The 25,813-nt window shown below is 63.5% G+C and carries 27 protein-coding genes and 1 pseudogene; 15 read left to right on the forward strand and 13 right to left on the reverse strand.

Going from position 1 to position 25,813, the window contains the following annotated elements:
• The first annotated feature begins 218 nt into the window (after window positions 1–218).
• On the forward strand, window positions 219–1,322 hold the full coding sequence (locus ACMDCR_RS03985) for a LacI family DNA-binding transcriptional regulator (RefSeq protein ID WP_413991278.1): 1,104 nt from the start codon (window positions 219–221) through the stop codon (window positions 1,320–1,322).
• 218 nt (window positions 1,323–1,540) lie between these two features.
• Here ACMDCR_RS03985 and ACMDCR_RS03990 read toward each other — a convergent pair whose 3' ends face one another.
• On the reverse strand, window positions 1,541–2,215 hold the full coding sequence (locus tag ACMDCR_RS03990) for a TetR/AcrR family transcriptional regulator (RefSeq protein ID WP_413991279.1): 675 nt from the start codon (window positions 2,213–2,215) through the stop codon (window positions 1,541–1,543).
• Window positions 2,216–2,625: 410 nt separating this feature from the next.
• Between ACMDCR_RS03990 and ACMDCR_RS03995 the strand changes: the two genes are divergently transcribed.
• Window positions 2,626–2,943, forward strand: coding sequence for a hypothetical protein (locus tag ACMDCR_RS03995; RefSeq protein WP_413991280.1), 318 nt, complete (start codon window positions 2,626–2,628; stop codon window positions 2,941–2,943).
• A 220-nt stretch (window positions 2,944–3,163) separates the two neighbouring features.
• Window positions 3,164–3,832 (forward strand): outer membrane protein, encoded by a 669-nt coding sequence (locus ACMDCR_RS04000; protein WP_413991281.1) that lies wholly within the window; start codon window positions 3,164–3,166, stop codon window positions 3,830–3,832.
• Between the two features lie 56 nt (window positions 3,833–3,888).
• Here the strand turns inward: ACMDCR_RS04000 and ACMDCR_RS04005 are convergent.
• The 6 genes and pseudogenes from ACMDCR_RS04005 to ACMDCR_RS04030 all read right to left on the reverse strand — a co-directional run.
• Window positions 3,889–4,128 (reverse strand): annotated as a pseudogene (locus tag ACMDCR_RS04005) (IS630 family transposase); the annotation flags it as partial.
• Between the two features lie 352 nt (window positions 4,129–4,480).
• Window positions 4,481–5,935 (reverse strand): xylulokinase, encoded by a 1,455-nt coding sequence (gene xylB, locus ACMDCR_RS04010; RefSeq protein ID WP_413991282.1) that lies wholly within the window; start codon window positions 5,933–5,935, stop codon window positions 4,481–4,483.
• A 167-nt stretch (window positions 5,936–6,102) separates the two neighbouring features.
• Window positions 6,103–7,617: a chromosomal replication initiator protein DnaA gene (dnaA, locus tag ACMDCR_RS04015; RefSeq protein WP_413991283.1), complete on the reverse strand. Its 1,515-nt coding sequence runs from the start codon at window positions 7,615–7,617 to the stop codon at window positions 6,103–6,105.
• A gap of 87 nt (window positions 7,618–7,704) precedes the next feature.
• On the reverse strand, window positions 7,705–8,151 hold the full coding sequence (locus ACMDCR_RS04020) for a rhodanese-like domain-containing protein (protein WP_413991284.1): 447 nt from the start codon (window positions 8,149–8,151) through the stop codon (window positions 7,705–7,707).
• Window positions 8,152–9,112: 961 nt separating this feature from the next.
• Window positions 9,113–9,379 carry a 30S ribosomal protein S20 gene (gene rpsT, locus ACMDCR_RS04025; RefSeq protein ID WP_413991285.1) on the reverse strand — a complete coding sequence of 89 codons (267 nt, stop codon included), beginning with the start codon at window positions 9,377–9,379 and terminating at the stop codon, window positions 9,113–9,115.
• A 242-nt stretch (window positions 9,380–9,621) separates the two neighbouring features.
• A complete protein-coding gene (locus tag ACMDCR_RS04030; protein ID WP_413991286.1) occupies window positions 9,622–10,404 on the reverse strand; it encodes an enoyl-CoA hydratase in 783 nt (260 codons plus the stop codon).
• Between the two features lie 185 nt (window positions 10,405–10,589).
• On the opposite strand from ACMDCR_RS04030, the gene ACMDCR_RS04035 reads away from it, so the two are divergent.
• A complete protein-coding gene (locus ACMDCR_RS04035; protein ID WP_413991287.1) occupies window positions 10,590–11,108 on the forward strand; it encodes a 2'-5' RNA ligase family protein in 519 nt (172 codons plus the stop codon).
• 9 nt (window positions 11,109–11,117) lie between these two features.
• On the opposite strand, the gene mutM is transcribed toward ACMDCR_RS04035, so the two are convergent.
• The 3 genes from mutM to ACMDCR_RS04050 all read right to left on the reverse strand — a co-directional run bounded on the left by mutM (window position 11,118) and on the right by ACMDCR_RS04050 (window position 13,190).
• The gene (mutM, locus tag ACMDCR_RS04040; protein ID WP_413991288.1) at window positions 11,118–11,984 is read right to left on the reverse strand and encodes a bifunctional DNA-formamidopyrimidine glycosylase/DNA-(apurinic or apyrimidinic site) lyase; all 867 of its coding nucleotides are present in this window, start codon (window positions 11,982–11,984) and stop codon (window positions 11,118–11,120) included.
• 211 nt (window positions 11,985–12,195) lie between these two features.
• On the reverse strand, window positions 12,196–12,561 hold the full coding sequence (locus ACMDCR_RS04045) for a DUF5615 family PIN-like protein (RefSeq protein ID WP_413991289.1): 366 nt from the start codon (window positions 12,559–12,561) through the stop codon (window positions 12,196–12,198).
• Between the two features lie 20 nt (window positions 12,562–12,581).
• Entirely contained in the window at window positions 12,582–13,190 is a 609-nt protein-coding gene (locus ACMDCR_RS04050; RefSeq protein WP_413991290.1) for a DUF433 domain-containing protein, read from the reverse strand.
• 148 nt (window positions 13,191–13,338) lie between these two features.
• On the opposite strand from ACMDCR_RS04050, the gene ubiE reads away from it, so the two are divergent.
• Complete coding sequence (ubiE, locus tag ACMDCR_RS04055) at window positions 13,339–14,094, forward strand: bifunctional demethylmenaquinone methyltransferase/2-methoxy-6-polyprenyl-1,4-benzoquinol methylase UbiE (protein ID WP_413991291.1); 756 nt, start codon at window positions 13,339–13,341, stop codon at window positions 14,092–14,094.
• 178 nt (window positions 14,095–14,272) lie between these two features.
• Window positions 14,273–16,072 (forward strand): cation:proton antiporter, encoded by a 1,800-nt coding sequence (locus ACMDCR_RS04060; RefSeq protein WP_413991292.1) that lies wholly within the window; start codon window positions 14,273–14,275, stop codon window positions 16,070–16,072.
• A gap of 13 nt (window positions 16,073–16,085) precedes the next feature.
• Here ACMDCR_RS04060 and ACMDCR_RS04065 read toward each other — a convergent pair.
• Window positions 16,086–16,837 (reverse strand): IS5 family transposase gene (locus ACMDCR_RS04065; RefSeq protein WP_413988602.1). Its coding sequence is split into 2 segments (ribosomal slippage): window positions 16,086–16,504 and window positions 16,504–16,837, totalling 753 coding nucleotides; the frame shifts between segments, so codons are not numbered across the junction.
• Between the two features lie 65 nt (window positions 16,838–16,902).
• On the opposite strand from ACMDCR_RS04065, the gene ACMDCR_RS04070 reads away from it, so the two are divergent.
• The 4 genes from ACMDCR_RS04070 (at window position 16,903) to ACMDCR_RS04085 (ending at window position 18,149) form a co-directional block, all read left to right on the forward strand.
• The gene (locus ACMDCR_RS04070) at window positions 16,903–17,112 is read left to right on the forward strand and encodes a hypothetical protein (protein ID WP_413991293.1); all 210 of its coding nucleotides are present in this window, start codon (window positions 16,903–16,905) and stop codon (window positions 17,110–17,112) included.
• A 46-nt stretch (window positions 17,113–17,158) separates the two neighbouring features.
• Entirely contained in the window at window positions 17,159–17,437 is a 279-nt protein-coding gene (locus ACMDCR_RS04075) for a type II toxin-antitoxin system RelE/ParE family toxin (protein ID WP_413991294.1), read from the forward strand.
• Window positions 17,438–17,449: 12 nt separating this feature from the next.
• Window positions 17,450–17,728 carry a HigA family addiction module antitoxin gene (locus tag ACMDCR_RS04080; RefSeq protein ID WP_413991295.1) on the forward strand — a complete coding sequence of 93 codons (279 nt, stop codon included), beginning with the start codon at window positions 17,450–17,452 and terminating at the stop codon, window positions 17,726–17,728.
• Window positions 17,729–17,828: 100 nt separating this feature from the next.
• On the forward strand, window positions 17,829–18,149 hold the full coding sequence (locus tag ACMDCR_RS04085; protein WP_413991296.1) for a hypothetical protein: 321 nt from the start codon (window positions 17,829–17,831) through the stop codon (window positions 18,147–18,149).
• Between the two features lie 65 nt (window positions 18,150–18,214).
• On the opposite strand, the gene ACMDCR_RS04090 is transcribed toward ACMDCR_RS04085, so the two are convergent.
• Window positions 18,215–19,069: an SDR family NAD(P)-dependent oxidoreductase gene (locus tag ACMDCR_RS04090; protein ID WP_413991297.1), complete on the reverse strand. Its 855-nt coding sequence runs from the start codon at window positions 19,067–19,069 to the stop codon at window positions 18,215–18,217.
• Between the two features lie 148 nt (window positions 19,070–19,217).
• Between ACMDCR_RS04090 and ACMDCR_RS04095 the strand changes: the two genes are divergently transcribed.
• On the forward strand, window positions 19,218–19,661 hold the full coding sequence (locus ACMDCR_RS04095; RefSeq protein WP_413991298.1) for an antitoxin Xre/MbcA/ParS toxin-binding domain-containing protein: 444 nt from the start codon (window positions 19,218–19,220) through the stop codon (window positions 19,659–19,661).
• Window positions 19,658–20,188: an RES family NAD+ phosphorylase gene (locus tag ACMDCR_RS04100; protein WP_413991299.1), complete on the forward strand. Its 531-nt coding sequence runs from the start codon at window positions 19,658–19,660 to the stop codon at window positions 20,186–20,188. Before ACMDCR_RS04095 ends, ACMDCR_RS04100 begins: the two co-directional genes overlap by 4 nt.
• 20 nt (window positions 20,189–20,208) lie before the next feature.
• Here ACMDCR_RS04100 and ACMDCR_RS04105 read toward each other — a convergent pair whose 3' ends face one another.
• Window positions 20,209–20,757 carry a TetR/AcrR family transcriptional regulator gene (locus tag ACMDCR_RS04105; protein WP_413991300.1) on the reverse strand — a complete coding sequence of 183 codons (549 nt, stop codon included), beginning with the start codon at window positions 20,755–20,757 and terminating at the stop codon, window positions 20,209–20,211.
• Between the two features lie 278 nt (window positions 20,758–21,035).
• Between ACMDCR_RS04105 and ACMDCR_RS04110 the strand changes: the two genes are divergently transcribed.
• Genes ACMDCR_RS04110 through ACMDCR_RS04120 form a run of 3 tightly spaced genes read left to right on the forward strand, consistent with a single transcriptional unit; the run spans window position 21,036 to window position 25,638 of the window.
• Window positions 21,036–21,284, forward strand: coding sequence for a hypothetical protein (locus ACMDCR_RS04110; protein WP_413991301.1), 249 nt, complete (start codon window positions 21,036–21,038; stop codon window positions 21,282–21,284).
• The gene (locus ACMDCR_RS04115) at window positions 21,284–24,472 is read left to right on the forward strand and encodes an efflux RND transporter permease subunit (RefSeq protein ID WP_413991302.1); all 3,189 of its coding nucleotides are present in this window, start codon (window positions 21,284–21,286) and stop codon (window positions 24,470–24,472) included. The genes ACMDCR_RS04110 and ACMDCR_RS04115 overlap by 1 nt, the downstream gene beginning before the upstream one ends.
• Window positions 24,473–24,483: 11 nt before the next feature.
• Window positions 24,484–25,638, forward strand: a complete 1,155-nt coding sequence (locus tag ACMDCR_RS04120) for an efflux RND transporter periplasmic adaptor subunit (protein WP_413991303.1) — start codon at window positions 24,484–24,486, stop codon at window positions 25,636–25,638.
• Window positions 25,639–25,813: the final 175 nt, after the last annotated feature.

A 25,813-nucleotide genomic window follows, 5' to 3' on the forward strand; every position in this document is an offset into this window, starting at 1 on the left:
CATCCCTCCCCAGGATGATTCGATCTATCGATACAATTGTAGTGACACGTGTTATTATGTTACTTACACGTGTTAGTATGACTAATGTTGGTTGTCAAGGCAGGTTTCACGGCTCTCCGAATTCAGGTTGACGCGGGCCGGGTTCGGAGCCGTGGATTCCGTTGAGGCCGCTTGAGACGAGGCCGTCGGCTAAGCTAGGAAGAGGCGGGGAGGGGTGGATGGATCGGGCCAAAGTGACCAGCCATGACGTGGCGGAGCGTGCGGGTGTCTCACGCGCCACCGTGTCGATGGTGCTCAATCGCTCTCCGGGCGTTTCGATCAGCCAGGAGACCCGGGAGCGCGTGCTGCAGGCGGCGGCGGCGCTGGGCTACCGTCCCAATTCGGCTGCCCGCATGCTGGTGCGCGGCGATACCGAGACGATCGGCCTCGTCGTCACCGAACCGGCCTCGCTCAATGTCGACGGCTTCGTGCCGCAGCTTCTCACCGGCATCACACGCGTCAACCAGCGCCACGGCTATGGCGTGCTGCTCGAGGTGGTGGAACCCAATCGTGCGCCCAATGCCTATGTCGAACTCGTGCGCAGCCACCGCATCGACGGGCTGATCGTGCTCAACCCGGCCACCCATGATCCGGCGCTGCACGCGCTCATCGATGACGGCTATCCGCTGGTACTTCTTGGTTCGGTCGGCCATCCCCGCGAGCATTCGGTGAATTTCTCCACGCGTCGCGCCATCCGCAAGGCGGTGGACCTTCTCGTCGATCTTGGCCACCGGCGCATTGCCCATATCGGTTTTTCGGATGTCGGCTATATCGCGACCGACGTCCGCCTGGCGGCCTATCAGCGCAGCCTCGTGGATCGCGGCATCACGCCGGATCCGGCCCTGGTCGGCTTTGCCCATTACAGCGCCGAAAGCGGCCATGCCGCCATGACGGCGTTGCTTGAGCGGGCCGATCCGGCCCCCACCGCCGTGCTGGCCGGCAATGATACGGTAGCGCTCGGCGCGATCGCGGCCATCAATGCCCGGGGGCTGGCGGTGCCCGGGGATATCGCGGTGATCGGCTTCGACGACCTGCCCATCGCCGCCTATATGTGGCCCACGCTCACCACCATCCGCAATCCCGGCATCGAACAGGGGGAGAAGGCGGCGGAAATGCTGATCAAGATGATCAACCGCGAGCCGGTGGAGCGCCCGAAGCTTGTGGTGGCGACGGAACTGGTGATCCGGGAGTCGAGCGGGGGAAAGAGGGCATTGGAAAACGGAGCCGGAATGAGCGCAGGAAGCCTCCCCCACGAAGCTGGGGGAGGTGGCCGAACGCAGTGAGGTCGAAAGGGGTGTAGCAGCCCGTTCGAGGTGCTCGATACACCGAGCAGATGATGAAGACCATCGATGGTGCAACGGCCCGAGATTAATCATTTTGGATTCTGAACGAGAGCTGTTCCCAATCATGCACTGGGCAGACAAATTTGGAACGGAGCGTCACCCCTGGCTCTGCACGCTTGATTTAAGAGAAAGCAAGTCGCTCCGGATCCCGGACTGATTCAGGGACGTGGTGGAGGATCATCCCTGCACCCATCCAAGAATAGCCTGACCGCAGCCGTGACCCGCTCGCGCAGATCCTTCTCTGAATTGGTGATCCTACCTCTGAGAACCAGGGTGCGGGCTGGGCCATCGATCACCGCGTACTGAAACTGCTCGGCTAGGAAATCGGGATCCGTTGATCGTATCTGCCCATCACGTATCGCATTGGAGAAAATTCCGGCGAGAAGGTCTCGCACGCGGACGCTGCTCTCATGGTAGGCGAGCGCCAGTTCCGGGAATTGATGGGCTTCGGAGGCGATGAGGCGATTCAGCGCGATCGCCGCCGCGCCGAGCGCGCGCCTGGAAAGATCCACGCCGATCCGGATCAAGGTCATATCGATCGGTCCGGCTCGGTCCGGTTCGCCGGCGACCGGTAGAAGAAGATTACTTACCCCTGTACGGATGACGGCGGCAAACAACACATCCTTGGAAGCGAAGCGGGCGTAAAATGTCTGCTTCGATATCCGGGCCTCCGCGGCGATAAGATCGATACTTGTCGCTTCAAAGCTGGTCTCCAGGAAGAGGCGTGTCGCGACGTCGATGATGTGTTCGGTAATGCGCTCGGCTTGTTCCCTCGTCGGCCGCCCGCTGCGTCGTCCCGCATTTTTGTCCGGCTTGTTGTCGGCGACATTCATTCCGGTCTTCTCCCCAAAACCATTTGCCCACCTCTAGGGCCAATCTGTCGTCCGCCCGAGCCCAAGCTTTGGTCGTTCGATATTCCACATAGAGGCTTGCGGCAACGCACGTAACCATATAAATAGTACGATGTCGTTTGATTAATGGTGGCGCGAGTACGGCAAGGCCCGCGGGTTGCGGGCTCCTTCAATTCATGCCGCGAAGGGCAGGATAGGGAACCCATGACGTTGGTTTTTCAAGCCACAAAGCTTCGTGCGGCGCCAGCGGTGAGGAAATCGGAAGATATCGATGAGGAATGGACGACGCGGCTTATTTAGTTCTGGCAGCCGAGGGCTTCCTGGACGTTGCAGCTCTTCAACGAAACGTAGTGGCGCCCTATGAACTTTAGCTGCCGCAAAGGAATGTAACCATGCGTACATCATCTGCAATTTTGATTGGATCAGCGTTGCTGCTTGCGAGCTGCGTCAGTGACGGAGGCTACGACGAGAAAGGGTCGCGCTACGATGACAATTTTCGCGCGAACCAGACCTATGCCGATCGCGAGCGCGATAATGGGGTATGCGAGCCTGAGCAAGCGCTACGACAAGCGCGGCGTGCCGGATTGAGCTCCGCTGGCATCAGACAGGTAACGCCGCAGTTCGTCATCGCTGGCGGGCAACGCGATGACGGGGATGACGACGAGGTAACACTCATAAACCGTTCGGGCTGCCCGTATGCACGTGAATGACGGCCGGAGACGGGGATGGCATCTCTCTGGAGTCAGTCATTGAGCCATCGTTGCAGGCTAAAATTATAGAAAGTCAGTTTATGTCATAAGTTATCTCACACATTAACTTAGGTGTAACCATGCAGTCTATAGAAACGATCTAACGTAGTCGTTCTTCAATACTGAGAAGACACTTCGGATATCGCAATCTATTAGATGTTGTAACTTAAGGAAATGAACTATGCGTGCCATCTTTGCTCTTGCTTCTATCTTCTTGGCCTCAACCGCAGCAATCGCTGCCGATCTCGCGCCACAGTCGATCGAGCCCGTGTCGCCAGCCGTCACTCCTCCCGTGTTTAACTGGACCGGCTTCTACGCCGGTATTCATGGCGGTGGCCTGTTCGCGCAAGCCAAGGGCGCTGATCGGGCAAGCGGCAGCGATCTCAAATTTAAAGGTTCAGGTTTTCTTGGCGGCGTTCATGCCGGCTACAATGCACAGTTCGGTCGCATTGTGGTGGGCATCGAGAACGACATCGACTATTCAAGCCTCTCCAAGAGCGACGCCTCTGCTGGCTTGACCGCCAAATTCCAAACTGATTGGCAGGGCTCGGGTCGCGTTCGTCTTGGCTACGCAATCGACAATTTCCTGCCCTATCTGACGGCGGGTGCTGCTGTCGGCAATGAGAAGGTTAGCATTGCAACGTCAGGTGCTACCGGCTCCCTCAACAAGTTGGCGATGGGCTGGACCGCGGGTGGCGGCCTAGAATACGCCGTCGATGAGAACTGGCTCCTTCGAGGCGAAGTTCGGTACACCGACCTTAGCGATAAAGAACTTAATATCGCTGGCGACAAAATCAAATTGCGCTTTAACCAGACTTCCGCCACGCTTGGCGTAGGCTACAAATTCTAACTGACAGCCAGGCATATGCTGCTGAGATCCACAGCAGCGTATGCCTGCACGAAGGTGCGCTTTACCTTCATGCGGGCATTGGCGTGCCAACCGGCTCGGTCGAGCAGCAGGGCAGCGTGGGCGCCGTGGGCGACCTTGCGGCTGATCTCGTCGAGGTGGGCCTGCATGGCCTGGGTGTCGGCATAAGGCATGGCCAAGCCCGCGCCGACACCACGTGCGGGGCAGATGGCACCGAACAAGTAGGCGCTCTGGTAGCGCTGGTCCGCCGGCTGTCGGGGCGTGTACCGCGCCCAGCGCATAGTGGCTTTAGACCCGATCACCAACGAGGCAGGAGGCGCTGTCATCCCCGGCGCGCGTAGCGCGGGAAGGGGATCCAAGGGCCAGGGTCTCTGTCCTGAAACTGGCTGTCAGCCGCCGAAGCTCGGCTGGCCTCAAGTCCGTCCTCATCTTCACCGCTGATGGCATGCGCGATACCTCCGCATGCCATGGAATCTGGTCAGGATGATTTGCGGAATCCCCCGTGAGCCAGAAATCCCGCCTTTTGGTCTCATTCCGCCCACACCCCTTCCGTCACGGCTTCGCCGCGACACCTCCCCAAGCTTCGTTGGGGGGAGGCTTCCCGCACTCTTTTCAGCTCCGTCCTGTGCCCTACCGCGCCGCCTTCGTCGCCTGGTACAGCCGGCGGAATGCCGCCAACTTCTCCGCGTAGGCCTGCGTCAATTCTGTCCTGGGCTCGGCGAGGTCGAGCACCGGCGGCTTGGTGGCGATGGCAGCGATGTCCTCTCCCGTCACCGCGACGCGGGCGAGGCGGGCGGCACCGAAGGCCGGGCCTTTCTCGCCGCCGCGATAGCGCTTGAGCGGCATGCCCAGCACATCGGCGAGAATCTGCACCCAGAGGGCGCTGCGGGCACCGCCGCCGATCACAGCCGCCTCACCGAGCGTCGTGCCGGCTTCCTCCAGGCAGGCGGCGGCATCCGCGAAGGAGTAGGCGACGCCTTCGAGCACCGCGCGGATGAGATCGGCCTTGCCGGTGCCGCCGGTCATGCCGGAGAACACGCCAGTGGCGAGCGCATCGTTGTGCGGCGTGCGCTCGCCGGCGAGATAGGGCAGGAACATCACCGCGCCCGGCCGGGCGGGCTGGGCGGCGACCTCCGCCAGCAGCTTTTCGATCGGCTCGCCGACGAGGCCGGCGGCCCAGGCGAGGCAGGAGGCGCCGTTAAGCAGGGCCGCCATCTGGATCCAGCGTCCGGGCACGGCATGGCAGAAGGCATGCAGGAACTTGTCCGGGAGCGGGCGGTAGGCGCTGCCGGGCACGAAGAACTGGCCGGAGGTGCCGAGCGAGATGAAGGCGCCGTCGTCTATGGCGCCGATGCCGATGGCACCGGCCATGGCATCGCCTGCCCCGCCGGCGACGGGAATGCCGGGCTTGAGGCCGAAACGCCCGGCGATGTCGGGACGCAGGTGGCCGGAGATCTCGCTGCCCTCGACCAGCCGGGCCATCTGCCGGCGCTCGACTCCGGTGGCGGCCAGCGCCTTGTCGGACCAGTCGCGCCTGGCTTCGTCCAGCCACCAGCTGCCGGCGCCGTCGGACATCTCGCTGACATGTTCGCCCGTCAGCCACAGGCGCACGAAATCCTTGGGCAGCAGCACGCGCCGCAGACGCGCCATCAGCTCCGGCCTGTGGCGCGAGAGCCAGAGCAGCTTCGGCGCGGTGAAGCCGGGCGCGGCCGGCACGCCAAGCTGCCAGGCAAGTTCCGGATGGTCGCGGTTGAGCTCGGCTGCCTCCGCGACGGCCCGGCTGTCGTTCCAGAGGATGACGGGCAGCAGGGGCTGATCGGCCTCGTCGAGGCAGACGGAGCCATGCATCTGGCCGGACAGGCCGATGCCTTCGACGGAAGCGAGGATCGCCGCCTTGTCGGCGCGCCAGCGGGCAAGGATCCTTTCGACAGCCGCAAGCCAGTCCTGCGGGTTCTGTTCCGACAAGCCGGGGCCGGGCCGGGCTGTCGCCAGGGTCTCCTCGCCGTCGGCCAGCACGGCCTCGGTCTGGTCGACGATGACGGCCTTGACCGCCGAGGTTCCGATATCGAGGCCAAGAAAAGGCATCAGGCGCACTCACGCTGGGATGTGCGCCCTTAAGAGCACGGCGAGGGCCGCTTTGTCACGAGGCGGGATTGTGTGCCGATCCCCAGATCGGCACTTTTGGAGGGCGCCTTGCCTTCAGAGTGGGGTGGTTCTGTGCCGATCTGGAGATCGGCACACCAAAGGCCGCTTTACTCCGACAGCAGGCGGCGCAGCAGGTCGACTTCCTCGGCCAGGCCCGAATCCCTGCCGACCAGGCCTTCGATCTTGCGCACGGCGTGGAGCACGGTGGTGTGGTCGCGCCCGCCGAAGCGGCGGCCGATCTCGGGCAGGGAACGCGGCGTCAGGGACTTGGCGAGATACATCGCCACCTGCCGCGGCTTCACCACCGTGGCGGTGCGGCGGAGCGAGAGAATGTCGGCACGGCTGACATTGTAGTGCTTGGCGACGATGCGCTGGATGTCCTCGATCTTGACCCGGCGCGGCTCGCGGTTCTTGACCAGGTCGCGGATGGCGGCCTCCGCCGTCTCCAGCGACATGCCGGAGCCGGAGAGGGCGGAGTGGGCAAGGAGGCGGTTGACGGCGCCGTCGAGGTCGCGGCCATTGGTCGAGACCTGGTGGGCGACATAGGCGACGACATTGTCAGGCACGTCGAAATTGGCGTGGTGCGAGCGCGCCGCCTCGATACGGGATTTGAGGATCTTGACGCGCAGTTCCTCGTCGAGGGCTCCGATCTCCACCACCAGGCCGCCAGACAGGCGGGAGCGCACGCGCTCGTCGAGGGTTTCGAGGTCGGCGGGCGGGCGGTCCGCCGCCACCACGACCTGCTTGCCGCCGTCGATGAGGGCGTTGAGCGTGTGGCAGAACTCCTGCTGGATCGACTTGCCGGCCAGGAACTGCAGGTCGTCGATGACCAGGATGTCGATGGCGCGCAGCTTCTCCTTGAACTGGATCGCCGTCTGCGCCTTGAGGGCCGCGACGAAGCCATACATGAAGCGCTCGGCGGTGAGGTAGAGCGCGCGCTTTCCCTGTGCCTCGGCCTGGTGGGCGATGGCTTGAATCAAATGAGACTTGCCCAGCCCCACCGAGGCGTGGATGAACAGCGGATTGTAGGGCAGCGGCTCGCTCGGGGCGGACTTGGCGACCTGCAGCGCAGCCGCATGGGCAAGCGCGTTGGACTTGCCGACATAATAGGCCTCGAACGACATGCGACGGTCGAGCGGGGAGCCTGCAAGCTCATCCTCGCGCACAGGCGCCTCGACGGCGCGCAGGAAGGGCGCGATGGCAGGCTTGGCGGCCACGACCTCGGCGGGATTCTTGGCGCAGGGCGCCGTCTCCCTGATGACGATCGGCGGGCGGGCCGCGGCGGTGCGGACATTGAGGGTGATGTGCGCGGTGCCGGGCAATTCGGCCGAGAGCAGCCCGAGGATCTTGTCGATGTAATGGGCCTGGATCCAGCTGCGGAGGAAACGCGTGGGCACGGAAAGGCTCACGGTGTCGTCGGCGACGGCATCGAGTTCCAGCCGGGCGAACCAGCTGGAAAAGACGTCTTCGCCATATTCGGCGCGCAGGCGGCGCTTGACACGGTCCCAGGCCGCGGCCGGCGCGATCGCGGCATCGGCAAGGGAGACGGAAAGATCGGCGACACCAAGGTTCTTGCTGTTTGGGGCCGCGGCGGAAAGTGTCAGGCGTTCGCTCGAGTTCATGGGGCTATCGTCTGGCATGAGAGTTCAAGATAAAGCTCTGGCGTCGTCCGGCTTGCACCGGCCGCCGACCGAGCCACGAATTTTTGTTCAGGACTGTATCCAGGGCAACTCAGAGGCTTTCCAGCCATCCATCGTGCCGCGGTGACGCTCCGCATTAACAGGGCCTTCGAAACCGGCCGTTACATTGCGGCTGCCCTTCCAACCGGCGGCCAGCATGGCCTGCGCGGCGGCAAGGGAGCGCGCGCCGGATCGGCAAAGGAACAGGATCGGATCCTCCTGTCCCACCGAACGGCGATGGAGTTCACGCTCAAGCTGCTCGACGAAATCTGCGGCGACGTCCATGCTCGGGTAACGCTGCCACTCGGCCAGGATCGTCTCCTTGCCGAGGGCCGACAGGTCGGGAACGCCAACAAATGACCATTCGGCCCGGGTGCGGACGTCAACAAGCTGAGCCTTGGGCTGCTGGCCGAGAAGATCATAGGCTTCCCTGGCGGTGACATCTCCCGCATAGTCATTCAACCACCCCGACGACATGACACCCCAATTCCGTCTTTTGCAGACTTCGTTTGTAAAAGCTTTAAGGCATGCCAGAACGAACCGGCATGGGACATACAAAGTACGCCGCTGGGTTAACTGAATAGAAGCCCAATACGGAATGTTTCTGACATTACCTTACTGTCTTCTACACTATACGCGATCACTGGGCACACGCGCTCCCAATGCCCTGAATGGACGTCCGTCCGCTCGCAGTATCGGGAGGGAACCTACACATGACCCGTTCCGAGAAAAAACATACCGAACCCGGACCAGCGGGCGCAACAGGCAAATCTCTATGATTCGTTAACGCGGCCTCCTTGTTCCCGATTCGGACAGCGGCGGCCTGAGGCCGCGAGGCCGCAAGGTGTTGAGGAGTCGACGGAATCATGGAGACGGCAAAATGACTCAAATTTTTTCGTTTCGGATGCGTAAAGATTGCGGGGCTTCGTAATTTGGCCGGGGCTCGCCCGGGCGCTCCCCGGGGCACTTTTCTCTTATCCCATAAAGCCATGATATCTATCACGAAATTTTGTCCGGCCCGTGAAGAGGGATGCCCCCCTTGGCCAAAGGGTGAGTCAAGGGCAAAGATTGCCCTCGCGGCATGCGGAGGTATTTCTATACCTTAGTACGTCGGAATTATTACGTCGCCATGACAATCATAGGTAGAGCGGCCGGATCGGTCTTTTCGCGGAGCGGTTATTCCGACCCGCGGTTCCGGCTCGCCCAATGACGGTTTTGCAACAGGGTCGGTAGGTCCGACAAATACTTAGCGGGTTAGCACGGACAATGTCGGCGCGGACCCCGGTTCTTGCCGCAAGGAGTATGCCTGAGATCGCGGCCCCACGGCCCAGCACCTCTCCAAAGAAAAACCCGGCTGCGACAGCCGGGTCTTCTAACCTAACGGAACACAAATAAAGAGCGTGGCGTGAGCTGGCCCTTACGGTGTCCAAAAAATGGCTCAGGCGCTGAGCTTCCTGACGGCCTGGGCAAGACGCGAGACCTTGCGCGAGGCGGTGTTGCCGGCCACGACGCCCTTCTGGGCAGCGCGCATGATCTCCGGCTCGGCGCTCTTGAGCGCGGCGGCAGCCTTCACCTGGTCGCCGGCAGCAATCGCCTCCTCGACATTGCGGATGAAGGTGCGCACACGCGAACGGCGCGCCTTGTTCACTGCGGTGCGCACTTCGATCTTGCGCGTAGCCTTCTTGGCCGACTTCGTATTGGCCATGGTCCCTGCCTGTTGAGCCGGCCGCGTTCGCAGCGATCGAAAAATCGTCGCGAGGCCGTGCGTTGCCTGAAAATGAGTAAAGCGGGCGCTAAGCACCCGACATTGGAGGCGGCTCTTTACATTGCGAGCAGCCCGACGTCAACGACGGACTGCAATGAATCCGCGAAATCACGCTTAAGCGCAAAGGATTGGTCGGCCAGGCAAGGTCGCTGGGAATGACGACCGCGATTCCCGGCCTTACCTCACCGGTGCTTGAAGGCCGGCGGGCGTTTCTCGATGAAGGCGGCCATACCCTCCTTCTGGTCCTCGCTCGCAAATAGCGCGTAGAAGGCGCGGCGCTCATAGCGCACGCCCTCAGCGAGGGTCAGCTCATAAGCACGGTCGACACAGTCCTTGGCGGCGAGCACGGCGGACAGCGGCATGGCGGCGATGGTCTCGGCCGTCTTCAGCGCTTCCGCCAGGAGATCGGCCGCCGGCACCACACGGGCGACCAGACCGGCCTGCTCGGCCTCGGCGGCTTCCATCATGCGGCCGGTCAGCACCATCTCCATCGCCTTGGCCTTGCCGATGGCCCGCACCAGGCGTTGCGTCCCGCCGATACCAGGCACCACGCCGAGACGGATCTCGGGCTGGCCGAATCTGGCGCTGTCGGCGGCGATGATGAGATCGCAGAGCATGGCGAGCTCGCAGCCCCCGCCGAGCGCAAAGCCGGACACGGCCGCGATCACCGGCTTGCGCAGGCGGGCGAAGCCGTCCCACACGGCGATGAAGTCTTCCAGCAGGGCCTGCGGATAGGTCTTGCCGGCCATTTCCTTGACGTCGGCGCCGGCTGCAAACGCCTTCTCCGAACCGGTGATCACGCTGCAGCCGATGGCCTCGTCGGCATCGAAATCGGCCAGTACCCCGGTGAGTTCGGCAGCGAGCTGCGCATTGAGGGCGTTGAGCGCCTTGGGTCGGTTCAGGGTGATCAGGCCGACGCGTCCGCGCCGCTCCACCAGCAAAGTCTCGAGGCTTCCGCCCGGCATTGTCAGCTCCAAATCGGTATGCAAGCTGGTGTAGAGGAAGTCGGGCGGGGAGGAAACCGCCGAAGCAGACTTTCGTCGGCAGGCCGATGAAAGTTTGCTTGGTTCCCTGTTCCATTGCAGATTTTTCTCGAAGACCGCCGGACACCCGTTCGGACTCTGCTCGGCCCGCTGCGATGGACCTTTCAATGACCGACATGCATTCCGTCTGGCTGATGCCGGCAGCCGAGGACGACGCCCTGCTCTCGGCCATCGTGGCGGACCTCGCCAAGGCCTTCGGCAGCGAGGTCTTCACCCCCCATCTCACGCTGGTGGAGGACAGGCCCGTGGAAGCCGAGACGCTCACGGCGCAGGTTCGGGCCATCGCCGCGGGCATCGCGCCCTTCACCGCCCGCATCGAGGGCATCAAGACGGGAGAGACCTTCTTCCGCGCCTTCTATGCCTTGTTCGAGGCTGACGGACCGATCCTGGCGCTCAAGCAGCGTGCCATAGGGTCGATCGCCGCCTCGCCGCTCAGCGCCTTCATGCCCCATGTTTCGCTGGCCTATGGCGTCACCGACACGCCGCAGCGCCGGCGCCTGTCCTGGGAGATGGACCAGCGCCTCGCCGGCCATAGCATCCGCTTCGACCGCATCGGCGTGGTCAGCTCGGCACAGGCCATTCCGATCGCCGAATGGCAGGTCCGAGCCAGCGTGCCGCTCGTCTGAGCAGGGCCGCTATTTCTGGCAGGACCGGCACCAATAGGTCGAGCGGCCCGCTTGCACCAGGCGCTCGATGGTGCCCTTGCAGCGCGCCGTGGTGCAGGGCTCGCCCTCGCGGTCATAGACGCGGAAGCGGTGCTGGAAATAACCGAGCGATCCGTCGGTGTGGCGGTAGTCCTTCAAGGTGGAGCCGCCTGCCGCCACCGCTTCCTCCAGCACGTCGCGGATCACGGCGGCCAGTTCTGCCGCCTGCTTGCCGGTGAGAGTGCCTGCCGCCCGCTCCGGCGCCAGGCCGGCGCGGTTGAGGGCCTCGCAGACATAGATGTTGCCGAGGCCCGCGATCAGGCCCTGGTCGAGCAGCGCGGCTTTCAGCGGCGCCGCCTTGCCGTCGAACAGGCGCTCGATCGCTTCCCCGCTCAGCTCGTTGCCGAGCGGCTCGATGCCCATCGCCTTGAAGTGGCGCGAGGTCTCCAGCCCAGCGCGCGGCACCAGGTCCATGAAGCCGAAGCGGCGGACGTCGTTGTAGGTGATGGTGAAACCGTTGGAGAGGCGGAAGACGACGTGGTCGTGCCGGGCGTCACCCTTCACCTCATTGGCGAACTCGCCCGGCTCTTCCACATGGCCATCCGGCGCCGTGATCAGGAAGCGGCCGGTCATGCCCAGATGCATCACCAGGACGTCGCCCGAGGAAAGGTCGCCCAGGAGATATTTGGCGCGCCGGCCCATGGAGAGGATGGTCTCGCCCGTGAGGCGCTTGACGAAATCGGCGGGGAAGGGAAAGCGCAGGTCCGGCCGCCGCGCCTCCACCGCCATGAAGCGCGCTCCCGTCATCGCCGGTTCCAGGCCGCGGCGCACGGTCTCAACTTCGGGCAGTTCGGGCATCGTTCCTCCGGGGGACGGGCGAGAAGGCGACAGATAGGGTGGAAGACGCGGCTTTGCCAGCGTCATCATGGGACCGCGGACTTCCAGTCTGCCTCTTCCTTCCAGGAGGGCACCGCGTTTCCAGGAGAGGCGCCGAAAGCGCCGTTTTTCCTCCCGGGCGACTCAATTCCAAAAACGGGCATCACAGGGAAGACTTACTGTGCCGAGGCGATTAGCCAGGCGGCAGGCGATAACGGTCCACGGTGACCGTACCATCGGCGGCGACTGAGATTTCAAGCGCCTCATTATGGGGCTCGGCCTCTCCGATTTCCGCGAGTGCCAGGAGGAACAGCGACCTCTGCAGGGCGAGGTCCATCATCCTGGCGGCCGTATTGAAGCCCACAAGGCCGAGATGGATCTCCACTCGACCGTAGAGAGGGCGGAAGTCGGCTGTATTGTGGGTGACGAAGATGAAGCTCTCGTCGACCGCACAGCGGATGATCGAGTGATCCTTGGCGCCCGACAGTCCAAGCCAGGTCACATGCGTGGATTCCGCAAAGCCGCGCTCACGGGCAAGCAACGCGAGGTCCGGGCTCAAGCATTCATCGATCAGGAACTTCACGACCCCGGCAGATCCCTGATGTTCAGCCTGCTTGTGGTCTTCGGCGCCTTTCTGAGCCAGGCCGGCATCCTCAGCGGCGGACGGCCCCGGAGGGGATAGGCCTCAGCATAGATCCCGGCCAGCCGGATCTGTTCAGCCGACAGGCTGGGATAGGCTGCAAGAAGGGCGGCCTCGCTCTCGCCCTTCGCAGCCATGTCCGCGATCATGTGGACGGGGATGCGGGTCCCCTCGATGCAAGGCGTGCCGCCCATGATCTCGCTGTCGATCCTGACCAGGGCCTTCGCCTTCTCCAGCCGGTCCAGTCCCTGTTCGACATCAGCGATGATAGGCTTCAGCGGAATGATGATGGCCTCCTCGGCGATCGTCTCGGTATCGGTGTGCTTCACGACCCTGGCAATGACCCGCTTGCGGGCGACGAGCGTGAGGGTGCCGGCCGTGAGATAGGCGAGCCGCAGCCCGACAAGGGCGTTGCGCCGGATGGTACGTGACCCCCTGGCCAACGGCAGCACGCCGGCATCGATGATGCGGTGGACCTGCCGGACTGGGACGCGGGTAACGATGGCAGCCTCATTGGCCGTCAAGGTTGCTTTTGCGAGGGGCGTCATGACAGCCTCCATAATCATTCCATGAAACTGGAAGATATATAGGAGATTGGGAGACGGAAAGCCATGGTCAGGCCGAATTGCTCGCATTATCTTCCCAGGCCTTCCTTTTCTGCTCTATAGAGGCTGCACCATCGTCCGGAGTTCCCCCATGCCCGCCAGCGCTGAGACCCATTTCGGCTTCTCCACTGTGAAGCTGGACGAGAAGCAGACGCTGGTGGACGATGTCTTCCACAAGGTGGCACGGCGCTATGACCTGATGAACGACCTGATGTCCGCCGGGCTGCACCGCCTGTGGAAGGACGATCTGGTCAACCTCCTGAATCCGCCGCGCCAGCGCCCCTTCCGCCATCTCGACGTCGCCGGCGGCACGGGGGACGTCGCCTTCCGGATCGTGAAGGCGGGCGGGCCGCAGACCCATGTCACCGTGCTCGACATCAACCGCTCCATGCTGGAGGTCGGCCGCCAGCGCGCCGAGGAGCGCGGGCTCTCCGGCCAACTCGATTTCGTCGAGGCCAACGCCGAGGAACTGCCCTTCGAGACGGGCAGCTTCGATGGCTATAGCATCGCGTTCGGCATCCGCAACGTACCGCGTATCGACAAGGCGCTGGCCGAGGCCTATCGCGTGCTCAAGCGCGGCGGGCGCTTCCTGTGCCTGGAATTCTCGACGGTCGACATGCCCGGCCTCGACAAGATCTATGACCTTTATTCCTTCAACGTCATCCCGCCGGTCGGGCGCATGGTGACGGGGGATGCCGAGCCCTATCGCTATCTGGTCGAATCCATCCGTAAATTTCCCAAGCCCGCGGCGTTCTCCGCGATGATCCGCGAGGCCGGCTTCTCGCAGGTGAGCCACCGCTCCCTGACGGGCAATATCGTGGCGATCCATTCGGGCTGGAAGCTATAGGGGTGTGCCGGTTAGGCTCTGAAGAGCCGGCTCTCTATCGAACCGCCACTTGAAGAGCCGGGTCTGAGGACCCGCACCCCATTTTTCATGCCGCCCCGTCACAATTCGTTTGGCGAAGCAGGCGCCTTCGTTGTTCCCTGTTGCTGAGGGCGGCACTCCAACGGCGAAGGGATCGGGATTGGCTGGAACGGTCGACGTCACCGCATTGAAGGACGCGTTGGTGGTGCTCGGCGCAGCCGGCGTGGTGGTACCGCTCGTGCGCCGCCTGCATGTCAGCCCGGTGATAGGCTTCCTCGCCGCCGGCGCGGTGATGGGGCCGACGGGGCTGGGTGCTCTCTCCTCGCGCCTGCCCTTCATCGATTGGATCACTATCAGCGAGGAAGACGCGATCAGCCATATTGCTGAACTCGGCGTGGTCTTCCTGCTCTTCGTCATCGGCCTCGAACTCTCGCTCGTCCGCCTGATGACCATGCGCCGCCTGGTCTTCGGCCTCGGCGGGTTGCAGGTGGTCTCCTCCATTGTCCTGGTGGCCCTGCTGGCGAGCTTCCTCCTGCCGACCACTGCGGCGCTCGTGCTCGCCTCGGGCCTTGCGCTTTCCTCGACCGCCATCGTCATCGAGGTGCTGGCCAACCAGAAGCGCATGGCCTCCGCCAGCGGGCGCGTCAATTTCGCCGTGCTGATCTTCCAGGACCTTGCCGTCGTGCCTGTGCTGTTCCTGGTCGGCACCATGGGCGCCCACAGCGAGCAGTCGGTGCTGATGGGCCTCGGCTATGCGCTGGCCTCGGCGGCAGTGACGATCGGCGCCATCGTGGTGGCGGGCAATTTCCTTCTGCGCCCGCTTTTCCGCCTGGTGGCGCGGCCGGAGAATCCCGAGCTCTTCATTGCGGCGACCCTGTTCGTCGCCATCGGCACGGGCGTGGCTGCCGCCGCCGCCGGTCTTTCCATGGCCCTTGGCGCCTTCATCGCCGGCCTGCTGCTGGCCGAGACCGAATATCGCCGCGCCATCGAGGCGACGATCGACCCTTTCAAGAGCCTGCTGCTCGGCGTCTTCTTCTTTGCGGTCGGCATGAGCCTCGACTTTGCGGTGGTGCTGCGGCATCCGCTGCTGATCCTCGCGGCGCTGATTGCCCTGGTGGTGGTCAAGGGCGCGCTGGTCTTCGGCCTCTGCAGGGTTTTCCGCCTGCCGAAATCAGTGTCGATCGAGACGGCGTTCCTGCTCGCCTCGGCCGGCGAGTTCGCCTTCGTGGTGTTCAAGCTTGCGACGCAGCTCTCCATCTTCACGCCGGAGCAGTCGGCCCTGGCGGTGGCGATCGCCTCGCTCTCCATGGCGATCATCCCCCTCCTCGGCATGATCGGGCGGCGCATCGCCAAGCGCTACGAAGTGGTCGTGCAGGTCGAGGCCGCCGCGCTCGAGGCCCCGCCCGAGGACAAGCAGCGCCGCGCCATCGTCGTTGGCTATGGCCGCGTCGGGCGGCTGGTGGCGGAGATGCTGGCCGAGCACAAGGTCGCCTATCTCGCCGTCGACGCTGATGCCCGGGCGGTGGCGCGCTGGCGCGGCGAGAAGAAGCCGGTTTACTGGGGGGACGCCACCAATTCGGCCTTCCTGCAGCGCTGCGGCCTCGCCGAAGCCTCGGCGCTGGTGGTAACGATCGACGGGCCCAAGCAGATCGAGGCGGTGGTCGCCGCCGCCCGGGCGATGCGGCCCGATCTCGTCATCGTGGCGCGTTCGCGCGATGCCGACCATGCCAGCAAGCTCTACGCCCTGGGCGTCACCGACGCCGTGCCGGAGACGATCGAGGCGAGCCTGCAGCTCTCGGAGGCAGCGCTCGCGGGCCTGGGCGTGCCGGCCGGCCCGGTGATCGCCTCCATCCATGAGCGCCGCGACGTCTTCCGCCGCGAATTGCAGAGCGCCGCCGGCCGCGAAACCCACGCCGTCAAGCCCAAGCGCAACCGCCGCACGATGATCCGCACGCCCTAGGGTCGAGACTCAATCAGAGCCACCAGGTGACGGCAGCAGCGAGGTATACGCCTGCAGCGAAGACGATAGCGAGTTTGTCATAGCGTGTTGCGATGCGCCGCCAGTCCTTGAGCCTGCAGAACATACGTTCGATAAGATTTCTCTCTCTGTAGAGGGGTGGATAGAAGGGATGAGGTCGCTTGCGGGTTGGATTGTTGGGTATGACCGGCCGAGTTCCGCGCTCCAGCAAGAATTGGCGGAGGCCATCGCTGTCATAGGCAGTGTCTGCCGCACACAAGGCGGCTGGCGGCAAAGAAGCGAGCAAAGGCAGGGCTACTCTGACATCGCCCAATTGGCCGGGGGTCACTTCGAAGGCTATTGGTCGTCCCCAACCGTCTACAACGGCATGGATTTTGGTCGTGCGGCCAGCGCGTGAGCGCCCGATCGCTTGAATTTGGTCCCCCCTTTTCCGCCAGCGGCGGAACGATGGGCCTTGGCGGTTGTGGAGTCGATCATCTGCGCCTCGCCAGGAGTAACCTCGATCAAGGCGAGGAACAGGCGACGCCAAATTCCCTGCATCGTCCAACGTCGAAAGCGATTATAGACGGTGGTCGCCGGACCGTACCGAGCTGGGCAATCTTGCCAGCGGCACCCACTTTTGAGGACGTGGACAATGCCGCTGATGACCCGGCGATCATCGACCCGATGCGCGCCGGATCGATGCTTCGGCAAGAGTGGCTCAATCCTCGCCCATTGATCGTCACTGAACCAGAACTCATTCGCCATGATCCAAGCTCCAAGCTTCATTCAAAGCTTTGAATCACATTGGAAAAATTCTTTCAATAGCTTGAATGAGTTTCGACCCTAAAGCAAAATGCGTTCAGATGGAAACGGATTTCGAAATTAACTTACTGGTATCAAAAGTGTTTTGCGATTCTTGGTGGTTCGATCTGAAAGTAAGACGCCCTAGTTCCGGCGCGTTCGACCACAGCCAACGGCGCGGCACCTATTGGCTCGGCGAGGTGCTGACGGGGGTACGGATCGCGCCTGGTGGATTGTGACGGGCGCTACGATTGACGTACTACGCTATCCGTAGTACGGTATATCATGATCATGTCGTGGGCCAATGGTGCTACTCAGCGCTTCGCCGAAACGGGCAAATGCAAATTCTCCGGCCTGGACGAAGAAGCCGCCTCAGATCTGTTGGCAGTTTTGGACGCGGCGACATCGCTCTCTGACTTGAGTCCGCTGCGATCTGTCAGTCTTCAGAAATTAAAGGGCGGCCGCAAGGAGCAGTGGGCAATGACGATCAATGGCCCGTGGCGTTTGTGCTTTCGTTTTGAAGAAGGCAATGCCTGGGACGTCGAGATCGTGGACTATCACTGAAAGGACACGCCAATGATGCCAGTGCACCCCGGCCGCATCCTGAAGCGGGAATTGAAGGCGCGCAATCTTTCCGCCAATCGACTGGCGATCGAGCTGAAGCTACCTTCCGGACGGATTACCGACATTCTGAATGCCAAGCGCGGCGTCTCGCCCGATACGGCGCTACGCCTTGGCAGGTTCTTCGGCACCAGTGCTCGTTTCTGGTTCAATCTGCAGACCGCTTACGAACTGGGCGTCGCCGAGCGAGAAATCGGAGCGCTTATACTGGAGGAGGTCAAGCCAGCGGCCTGATATCGCGTCCCGGCAGAGCCCTATTGAAAATGACTCGCTGGCTGCAATCTTGGCGTCATTATGGCATGGTAACCAAGGCCATAACGTAGGGAGAGCAACGATGGGCCAGACGCCGGATATGCGCTTCTACAGTCCCTGGACGGTCCGTGAGGGTGCCCGCGGTTTCCAGGTGGTCGACGCGACGGGCTTTCCGTTGTTCTATGTGCCCTTCGAGGACGAAGCCGCCCGCGCCATTGCCGAAAAGCGCATGAGCAAGAAGCAGGCGCAGGCGATGACCTCCAAGATCCTGCAGATGATGAACACGCTGGAGCAATTCCAACGCGCCGTCGACAAGCAGGCCGGCTCCGAGCGCCTGAACCAGCCGATCCGCTCGCCCCTGACCTCGCCGAATGGCGGTGTGCACAGGCCGGCGACTGCCTGAGGGATCGGCTCCGACTCTGCAGGCTCCACTCAGGCGAGCAACGCTGAGGTGGGCTGCGATGCCACTCAGCCTTTCACGAACGCCGCAAACGCCTCAGCATAGTCCGGATGCCAGCGCGACAAGGCCGGGCGGTTTTCGATGATGTCGCCGGCGGCCCAGGCAATGCGGCGCTCATCCAGCGAGCGCGGCACGTCATTGTCGGGGCAGAGGACGTAGAAGTCGCCCCGCTCCAGGCTCGCCAGCATGAAATCGACGGTCTGTTCCGGCGTCCAGGCGGCGGCCGGCTTTTCCGTCCTGCCATGGGCGGTGAGGCCGGTGAAGACGAAGCCGGGGATGAGCAGGTGGGCGCTGATCCGGCAGCCGGGCGTGTTCCGGAGTTCATGCTGCAGCGCCTCGGTGAAGGTCTTCACGGCGGCCTTCGAGACGTTGTAGGCGGGGTCGCCCGGCGGGGTGGTGATGCCCTGCTTGGAGCCGGTGTTGATGATCAGGCCCGGCTTCCCGCCCGCGATCATGCCCGGCCCGAAGACCTTTGTGCCCTGGATGATGCCTTTGAGGTTGACGGAAAGGATGCGCTCCCAGCTGTCGTCGTCCTTGGCGTCGAAAATGCGGGAGCCTGGCCCGATGCCGGCATTGTTCATCAGCACATCCGTGCCGCCGAAGCGCTGGCGCACGGCCAGTTGCAGGCGCAGGAGGTCATCGACATTGCTGACGTCGGTGGCCTGGGCGAGCACCCCATCCTGGCCTTCGGCGGAGGCGGCGGCAATCGTCTGAGCGGCATTGGCGAGCTTTTCCTCGCCGAGATCGGCGATCGCCACCTTGAGGCCGAGGCCGGCGAACCTGGTTGCGGCGGCAAGGCCGATACCGCTCGCACCGCCGGTGATGACGGCGACCGCGCCGGGGACGAGGGCTGGATGGGACATGGGCGTTCTCCGAAGTGATTCCAGGCTGCTCTTATGGGCCTATGGTATCGCGGCTCATCCTATCTGCAATGTGACGGCTGGCCTCTGGACAGGAGGCGAAAGCGATGTCATCTAAAATGGCATAAAAATATAACTTCTGAGGTGACATATGGCCACCGTTAAAGGTGCGGTTCAGGAAACGGTCCGCAAGAAATCCGCCTCTGATGAGTTCCGGCGTGAGGCGCGGGCAGGCGGCTACGGGCTCGTGTCGAAATATTTCGACGGTACGGGCAAGGTGTCTGTCGATCGCGTCGCTGCCGGCTTCGGCATGTCCAAGCTGCAACTCGCCGAGACGATCGGCGTCAAGCGAGAGACCGTGTACCGCTCCTCCCGTGCCCTGGGGCGCAAGCCCCAGAGCCGGACCATCGAGATGCTGGAGATCATCGCCCGCATCGCTGCCTGGGCAGGCGGAGAGGTCCAGGCCATGGCCTGGTATCGCGCCGAGCCTATTCCCGCCTTCGGGGGGCGCACGGCAGAAGCTCTCGTCAAGGACGGCAAGGCTGCGGCCCTGCGCGACTATCTCGATCATATCGCCGTGGGCGGCTTTGCTTGAGGCGGCAGGGCATATGTTTTCGTGCCCATAACCCGATGTGGGCCTGGGCGCCGACATCGGGTTATGGGGCCGCCATTCGCGGTGCCCGGTTCAATCCCCCCGGGGCATCCGCCCTCTACCTCGCTCTAACCATGGAAGGCATGTTTCTGGAGATGGGCCACGGCTTCGGTCATTTCTTCGACCCCCTTACGATCTGTTCTTATACAGTGGATTGCGAGGACATCGTCGATCTGCGCACGGATATTGATCGCTCGGCGGCGAGTGTCGATCTGGACGACATGCGTTGCGCCTGGGCCTCAGACGTCGCATCAGGCCGCAGGCCTGCTTCATGGGGTGTGGCAGACACTCTGATGAAGGCCGGTGCGACCGGCATCCTCGTCCCGTCTTTCGTTATGGGTGCCCGGCCGGACATGGCGAATCTGGTTCTCTGGACCTACGGCCCCGATCTGCCTCATCGAGTTACGGTGCACGATCCCTCCGGTGTTCTGCCGCAAGATCGGTCATCGTGGCGTACACGGTCGGTTTAGGGTTAGGGGCGAGTGCGCTCCTATTCCCGCGCGCCTCTCCTCCCGAACGACGCCACGATCCCTTCCGCCATACGCACGAACCTTGCGCTCGGGCCTTCGGCGCCGACGCTCTGGCGGCTGAGGCGGGCGCCCTCGAGGAGGAGCCAGAGCGTATCGGCCACCAGCTCCGGCTGGTCGAGATGGGCGTTGCGGCAGACGACCGCCAGGTGGTCGCGGTGCTTCTTCTTGCACTCTTCCACCAGGCGCCGGGCCGGATGGTCTTCCTCGGCGAGCTCGACTGCGGCATTGGCGAGCTCACAGCCACGCTCGTCGCTCTCGATGCATTCGGCGCCTTCACGGATCCAGGCGCGCAGCTGCGCCTGCGGATCGCCGGGAAATTCGGCCTCCAGATCATCCCAGAATGTCACCATCTCCTCGGCGGCCTCGCGCAGGCAGGCGACTATGAGGTCGTCCTTCGAGCCGAAATGGCGGTAGAGCGTCATCTTGTTGGTGCCGGCGGCCTCGGCAATGGTATCGACGCCGATGGTCTTGATGCCGTGGCGGTGGAAGAGATCGCGCGCGGTCACCACGATGCGGTCGCGCGGCCTCAGTCCGCTACAACCAGGAGTTGCTTCGCGCTGCAAAATTTTTGTGCCCAATTTGGTACGCCCTGGCTTGACGGCGATGTTACCGTCCTGTAACAGTTGCGCTGTTACTGACCGGTAACACCTTGGTCTGACGCCGTCAAGAACGATTCGCTGCCGAGCGCCGAGGCGCTGGGTGAATCGAGGGCGCGCCGCCCGAGCAGGACATTTCAAATATCGATTTTGGCGGAGTGTGCCTGGCATGTTTCCGCGAAGGAGGACTTATGGCTTCTCATTGCATCGATCTGACTGTCGACCAGCTGCTCAACGATCCCATGACCATTGCGGTGATGCAGGCTGACGGCGTCGATCCCATTTCCCTCAAGGCGATGCTGGCTGGCCAGGCCGCCAGGCTCCGCCAGGCTGGAGCATCAGCCGCGTCCGCGTTCGCCCCGAGCAGCAGTATTTCCGTTTCGGGAGGTCCCGCGTTCATCGCGGCGCGCATCCCCTATGACAGTTGCAGAGCATTCTGATGGTAGGCTTCTTCATCCAACGTCCGATCTTCGCTTCGGCCATCGCCGTGATCATGGTGCTGGCTGGGGCGATTTCCTATTTCAACCTGCCCGTCTCCCAGTTCCCCGACATCACGCCGCCGCAGGTGGTGGTGAGCGCCAACTATCCCGGCGCCAGCGCCCAGGTGGTAGCCGATACCGTCACCACGCCGCTCGAACAGCAGATAAACGGCGTCGAAGGCATGACCTATATGTCCTCGGCGAGCTCGAATGACGGCTCGTCGAACATCACCGTCACCTTCGATGTCGGCTATCCCCTGTCGATCGCGGCCGTTGACGTGCAGAACCGTGTCTCACAGGCTGCTTCCTCGCTCCCGGCCATCGTCAACCAGGCCGGTGTCACCATCAAGAAGCAGAACCCGAACTTCGTGCTGATCGTCAACCTGACGTCGCCGGACAAGTCGGTCGATCCTGTCGCCCTATCCAATTATGCCTATCTGCAGGTGGTCGACCCGCTGAAGCGCCTGCCGGGTGTCGGCGATGTGCAGATCTTCGGCGAGCGGCGCTATTCCATGCGCGTCTGGCTCGATCCGGACAAGCTCGCCAATCTCGGCATCACCGCGGTGGACGTGCAGAACGCCATCGCCGAGCAGAACGTGCAGGTCGCCGCCGGCAAGATCGGCCAGTCGCCCGCGCCGCAGGGCACGCCCTTCGAGATGCAGGTGAATGCCACCGGCCGCCTCTCCGATCCCAAGGAATTCGGCGACATCGTCGTTCGCGCCAATCCCGCCACCGGCTCGCTGGTGCGCCTGCATGACGTGGCGCGCATCGAGCTCGGCGCCCTGCAATATGCCTCCTCGGCCTTCTTTGGCGAGGATCCCACCATCGTGCTCGCCGTCTACCAGATGCCGGGCTCGAATGCCCTCGACCTGCAACAGCGGGTCAAGGACAAGATGGAACAGCTCTCCAAGCGCTTTCCCAAGGGCATCGAATACGCCATGCACTACGACACGACCCGTTTCGTGTCGGCCTCCATGCATGACGTGCTGATCACCCTGGGCGAGGCGCTGCTGCTCGTCATCTTCGTGGTGTTCATCTTCCTGCAGAGCTGGCGCACCACCATCATCCCCACCATCGCGATCCCGGTCTCGCTTATCGCGACGCTGGTGGTGATGGAGATGTTCGGCTTCTCGCTCAACATGCTCAGCCTGCTCGGCATGGTGCTCGCCATCGGCCTCGTCGTGGACGACGCCATCGTGGTGGTGGAGAATGTCGAGCGCCAGCTCGAGGACGGCCATCCCCCGCTGGAAGCGGCCAGGCTCGCCATGAAGGAAGTCACCGGGCCGATCATCGCCACCACGGCCGTGCTGATGGCGGTATTCGTGCCGGTGGCCTTCATTCCGGGCGTCGCTGGGCGGCTCTACAACCAGTTCGCGCTGACGGTGGCGATCTCGGTCGGAATCTCCGCCTTCAACTCGCTGACGCTGAGCCCGGCGCTCGCCGCCGCGTTCCTGCGCCATCGCCCGCCCACCAGCTTCCCGCCCTTCCGCTGGTTCAACCGCGGCTTCGAGGCGATATCGCATTGGTACGCCTCGATGGTGCGCGGCTTCATCCGCTTCCGCTGGGCCATGCTGGCGCTGTTCGTGGCTGGGCTGGGGGCCACCTACATGCTCTCCACCCGCATCGCAACCACCTTCCTGCCGGTGGAGGACCAGGGCTATTTCTTCGCCGTGATCCAGCTGCCTGACGGCGCCTCGCTGGAGCGCACGGATGCCGTGGCCAAGCAGGCCCGCGCCATCTTGCAGTCGACGCCGGGCGTGCAGATCGTCGGCTCGATCAGCGGCCTCAACTTCCTCACCGGGGCGGCGCAGTCCAACTCGGCGGTGGAGTTCGCCATCCTGAAGCCCTGGGAAGAGCGCGGTCCGGGCCAGGGTGCCAGCGAGATCGTGAATGCCGTGCGGCCGAAGCTGCTTGGCATGCCCGACGCCTTCGCGCTCAGTTTCGATCCACCCTCGATCCCGGGCCTCGGCACCACCGGCGGCTTCGAGTTCCAGGTGGAGGATCTCACCGGCAAGGGAGCGATTGCCCTGAACGATGCCACGCAGGCCTTGATCGCAGAGGCGCGCAAGCAGCCGGAGCTCAACCCGCAGGCCTTGTTCACCACCTTCTCGACCTCGACGCCGCAGTTCAACTACGACCTCGACCGCACGAAGGCCAAGCTGCTCGGCCTCAATCTGCCAGATGTGTTCAACACCCTGCAGATCTACCTGGGCTCTCTCTATGTGAACGACTTCAACCTGTTCGGCCGCACCTTCCGTGTGACTCTGCAGGCCGAGCAAGGCGCCCGCGCCAAGGCCACCGATCTATCGCGCCTTTACGTGCGCAACAACACCGGCGAGATGGTGCCGCTGTCGACGCTCGGCACGTTGAAGCCGATCGTGGGCCCGGAGACCGTGCCGCACTACAACAACTACACCTCGGCCAAGATCAACGGCAACGCCGCACCCGGCTTCTCCTCCGGCCAGGCGGTGACGGCGATGGAACGGGCGGCGGCGACGGCCCTGCCCAACGATTTCAGCTTCGAATGGACAGGCATCACCTTCCAGGAGCTGAAGGCGGGTTCGATCGCCACCGTGGTGTTCGCACTTGCCATCGTCTTCGTCTTCCTGATCCTGGCGGCGCAGTATGAGAGCTGGTCCATGCCCTTCATGGTCCTGCTCGCCGTGCCGCTCGCTCTGTTCGGCGCGCTGCTGGCGATCTACAGCCGCGGCATGCAGATCGATGTCTACTCGCAGATCGGCTTCGTGATGCTGATTGGCCTCGCCGCCAAGAACGCCATCCTGATCGTCGAATTCGCCAAGCGCCGCCGCGAGGAGGGCCTGGGCATCGTCGAATCGGCCATGGAAGCGGCAAGGCTGCGCCTTCGCCCCATCCTGATGACGGCCTTCGCCTTCATCCTCGGCGTGGTGCCGCTGATGCTGGCGACGGGCGCCGGCGCCGCGAGCCGCCAGTCGCTGGGCACCGCGGTATTCGGCGGCATGGTCGCCGCCACGGTGCTGACGCTGATCTTCGTGCCGGTGTTCTACGCCGCAATCGAGAAGTGGCGGGAGCGCGGCTCCCGTCACGAGGACGATACCCATCATGATGATGCGCCGCCCAAGGCGGAGGAGCAGCACGAGCTGTTCCCCCACATCGAGGCGGCGGAATAAAGGAATATAGAATGGCCAAGAACCCTATCTGGAAAATCACCACGGCGGTCGCCGTGCTGGCCGTGGCGGGCGGCCTCGTCTATGCCCGCAACGAGCCGGGCCTCCTCGCCTCGCTCTTCGCGGCTCCGGCGGGCGCTGCCACGCCCGCGCCGGCCATGCCCGCCATGCCGGTGCCGGTGACGGCGGTGGTGAAGAAAACCATTCCTATCACGCTCGACTATTCGGCACGCACCGAGTCCATCCGCTCGATCGTGCTGCAGCCCAAGGTCCAGGGTTACATCCTCGACCAGGCTGTGGCCGATGGCGCCGATGTGAGGCAGGGCGACCTGCTCTACCGCATCGACCCGCGCGACTTCCAGGCCGCGCTGGACCAGGTGAAGGCGCAGGCGCAGCGCGACGCGGCGGCGCTCGACTACGCCAAGGCGAGCCTCACACGCGGCAATGAGCTGTCGAAGACCGGCTTCCTCTCCAAGGACACCTTCGACCAGCGCGCCAGCGCCGTGCAGCAGGGCGAGGCTGCCATCGCGGCCGACAAGGCGGCGATCCAGACGGCTGAGCTCAATCTCGGCTATACCGAGATCCGCGCGCCTTTCGCGGGCCGCGTGGGTCGCAACCAGGCGCCCTCGGGCACGCTGGTGAGCCCCGGCAGCAACCCGCTCAACACGCTGGTGCAACTCAGCCCTATCTACGTGACCTTCTCGCCGAGCGAGGCCGATCTCGCTTTGATCCAGAAGGCCAAGGCTACCGGCAAGGTGACGGCCGAGGTGGTGGTGCCCGGCGAGGCGGGCGCGAGCCACAAGGGGGAGCTTACCTTCATCGATAACGCCATCGATCATGCCACCGGCACGATCACGGCGCGGGCCACCATCGCCAATGACGATCTCAGCCTGCTGCCCGGCCAATATGTGAACATCCATCTCACCATCGGCGAGCAGCCCGATGCCCTGATGGTGCCGCAGGTGGCGCTAGGCTCCAGCCAGCTCGGCAAATATGTCTATGTCGTCGGCGAAGGCAGCAAGGTCGACATGCGCCTGGTCGAGCTCGGCACCGCCGACGGCGCCCTGATCTCGGTGACCAAGGGCATCAAGGAGGGCGACCAGATCATCTCCGGCAATCTGCAGAAGATCGGCCCCGGCATGCCCGTGCAGGTGTTGCCGGGGAAGTGACGGGCGGGGGTTATGGGCTCGTATGAGATGAAGGCCCCGGTGCAATGAGCGTCGGGGCTTTTTCTTTGGGCGCGACGCGAAAGACGCTCTTGCGCCAAATTCGTCGCTACTCCGTCAAGATATCGAAGCGACATGCCCCGGACTTTCCGTCATGGCGTAATGCGTCATGACGGGT

The sequence above is a fragment of the Labrys okinawensis genome, assembly GCF_047345005.1.
Taxonomy (GTDB): Bacteria; Pseudomonadota; Alphaproteobacteria; order Rhizobiales; family Labraceae; genus Labrys; species Labrys okinawensis.

Excerpts from the sequence above, each read along its gene's own strand:
- ACMDCR_RS03985 (WP_413991278.1), top strand. The coding sequence starts at position 219 with ATGGATCGGGCCAAAGTGACCAGCCATGACGTGGCGGAGCGTGCGGGT.
- ACMDCR_RS03990 (WP_413991279.1), bottom strand. The coding sequence starts at position 2,215 with ATGAATGTCGCCGACAACAAGCCGGACAAAAATGCGGGACGACGCAGC.
- ACMDCR_RS03995 (WP_413991280.1), top strand. The coding sequence starts at position 2,626 with ATGCGTACATCATCTGCAATTTTGATTGGATCAGCGTTGCTGCTTGCG.
- ACMDCR_RS04000 (WP_413991281.1), top strand. The coding sequence starts at position 3,164 with ATGCGTGCCATCTTTGCTCTTGCTTCTATCTTCTTGGCCTCAACCGCA.
- xylB (WP_413991282.1), bottom strand. The coding sequence starts at position 5,935 with ATGCCTTTTCTTGGCCTCGATATCGGAACCTCGGCGGTCAAGGCCGTC.
- dnaA (WP_413991283.1), bottom strand. The coding sequence starts at position 7,617 with ATGAACTCGAGCGAACGCCTGACACTTTCCGCCGCGGCCCCAAACAGC.
- ACMDCR_RS04020 (WP_413991284.1), bottom strand. The coding sequence starts at position 8,151 with ATGTCGTCGGGGTGGTTGAATGACTATGCGGGAGATGTCACCGCCAGG.
- rpsT (WP_413991285.1), bottom strand. The coding sequence starts at position 9,379 with ATGGCCAATACGAAGTCGGCCAAGAAGGCTACGCGCAAGATCGAAGTG.
- ACMDCR_RS04030 (WP_413991286.1), bottom strand. The coding sequence starts at position 10,404 with ATGCCGGGCGGAAGCCTCGAGACTTTGCTGGTGGAGCGGCGCGGACGC.
- ACMDCR_RS04035 (WP_413991287.1), top strand. The coding sequence starts at position 10,590 with ATGACCGACATGCATTCCGTCTGGCTGATGCCGGCAGCCGAGGACGAC.
- mutM (WP_413991288.1), bottom strand. The coding sequence starts at position 11,984 with ATGCCCGAACTGCCCGAAGTTGAGACCGTGCGCCGCGGCCTGGAACCG.
- ACMDCR_RS04050 (WP_413991290.1), bottom strand. The coding sequence starts at position 13,190 with ATGACGCCCCTCGCAAAAGCAACCTTGACGGCCAATGAGGCTGCCATC.
- ubiE (WP_413991291.1), top strand. The coding sequence starts at position 13,339 with ATGCCCGCCAGCGCTGAGACCCATTTCGGCTTCTCCACTGTGAAGCTG.
- ACMDCR_RS04070 (WP_413991293.1), top strand. The coding sequence starts at position 16,903 with ATGAGTTTCGACCCTAAAGCAAAATGCGTTCAGATGGAAACGGATTTC.
- ACMDCR_RS04075 (WP_413991294.1), top strand. The coding sequence starts at position 17,159 with ATGATCATGTCGTGGGCCAATGGTGCTACTCAGCGCTTCGCCGAAACG.
- ACMDCR_RS04080 (WP_413991295.1), top strand. The coding sequence starts at position 17,450 with ATGATGCCAGTGCACCCCGGCCGCATCCTGAAGCGGGAATTGAAGGCG.
- ACMDCR_RS04085 (WP_413991296.1), top strand. The coding sequence starts at position 17,829 with ATGGGCCAGACGCCGGATATGCGCTTCTACAGTCCCTGGACGGTCCGT.
- ACMDCR_RS04090 (WP_413991297.1), bottom strand. The coding sequence starts at position 19,069 with ATGTCCCATCCAGCCCTCGTCCCCGGCGCGGTCGCCGTCATCACCGGC.
- ACMDCR_RS04095 (WP_413991298.1), top strand. The coding sequence starts at position 19,218 with ATGGCCACCGTTAAAGGTGCGGTTCAGGAAACGGTCCGCAAGAAATCC.
- ACMDCR_RS04110 (WP_413991301.1), top strand. The coding sequence starts at position 21,036 with ATGGCTTCTCATTGCATCGATCTGACTGTCGACCAGCTGCTCAACGAT.
- ACMDCR_RS04115 (WP_413991302.1), top strand. The coding sequence starts at position 21,284 with ATGGTAGGCTTCTTCATCCAACGTCCGATCTTCGCTTCGGCCATCGCC.
- ACMDCR_RS04120 (WP_413991303.1), top strand. The coding sequence starts at position 24,484 with ATGGCCAAGAACCCTATCTGGAAAATCACCACGGCGGTCGCCGTGCTG.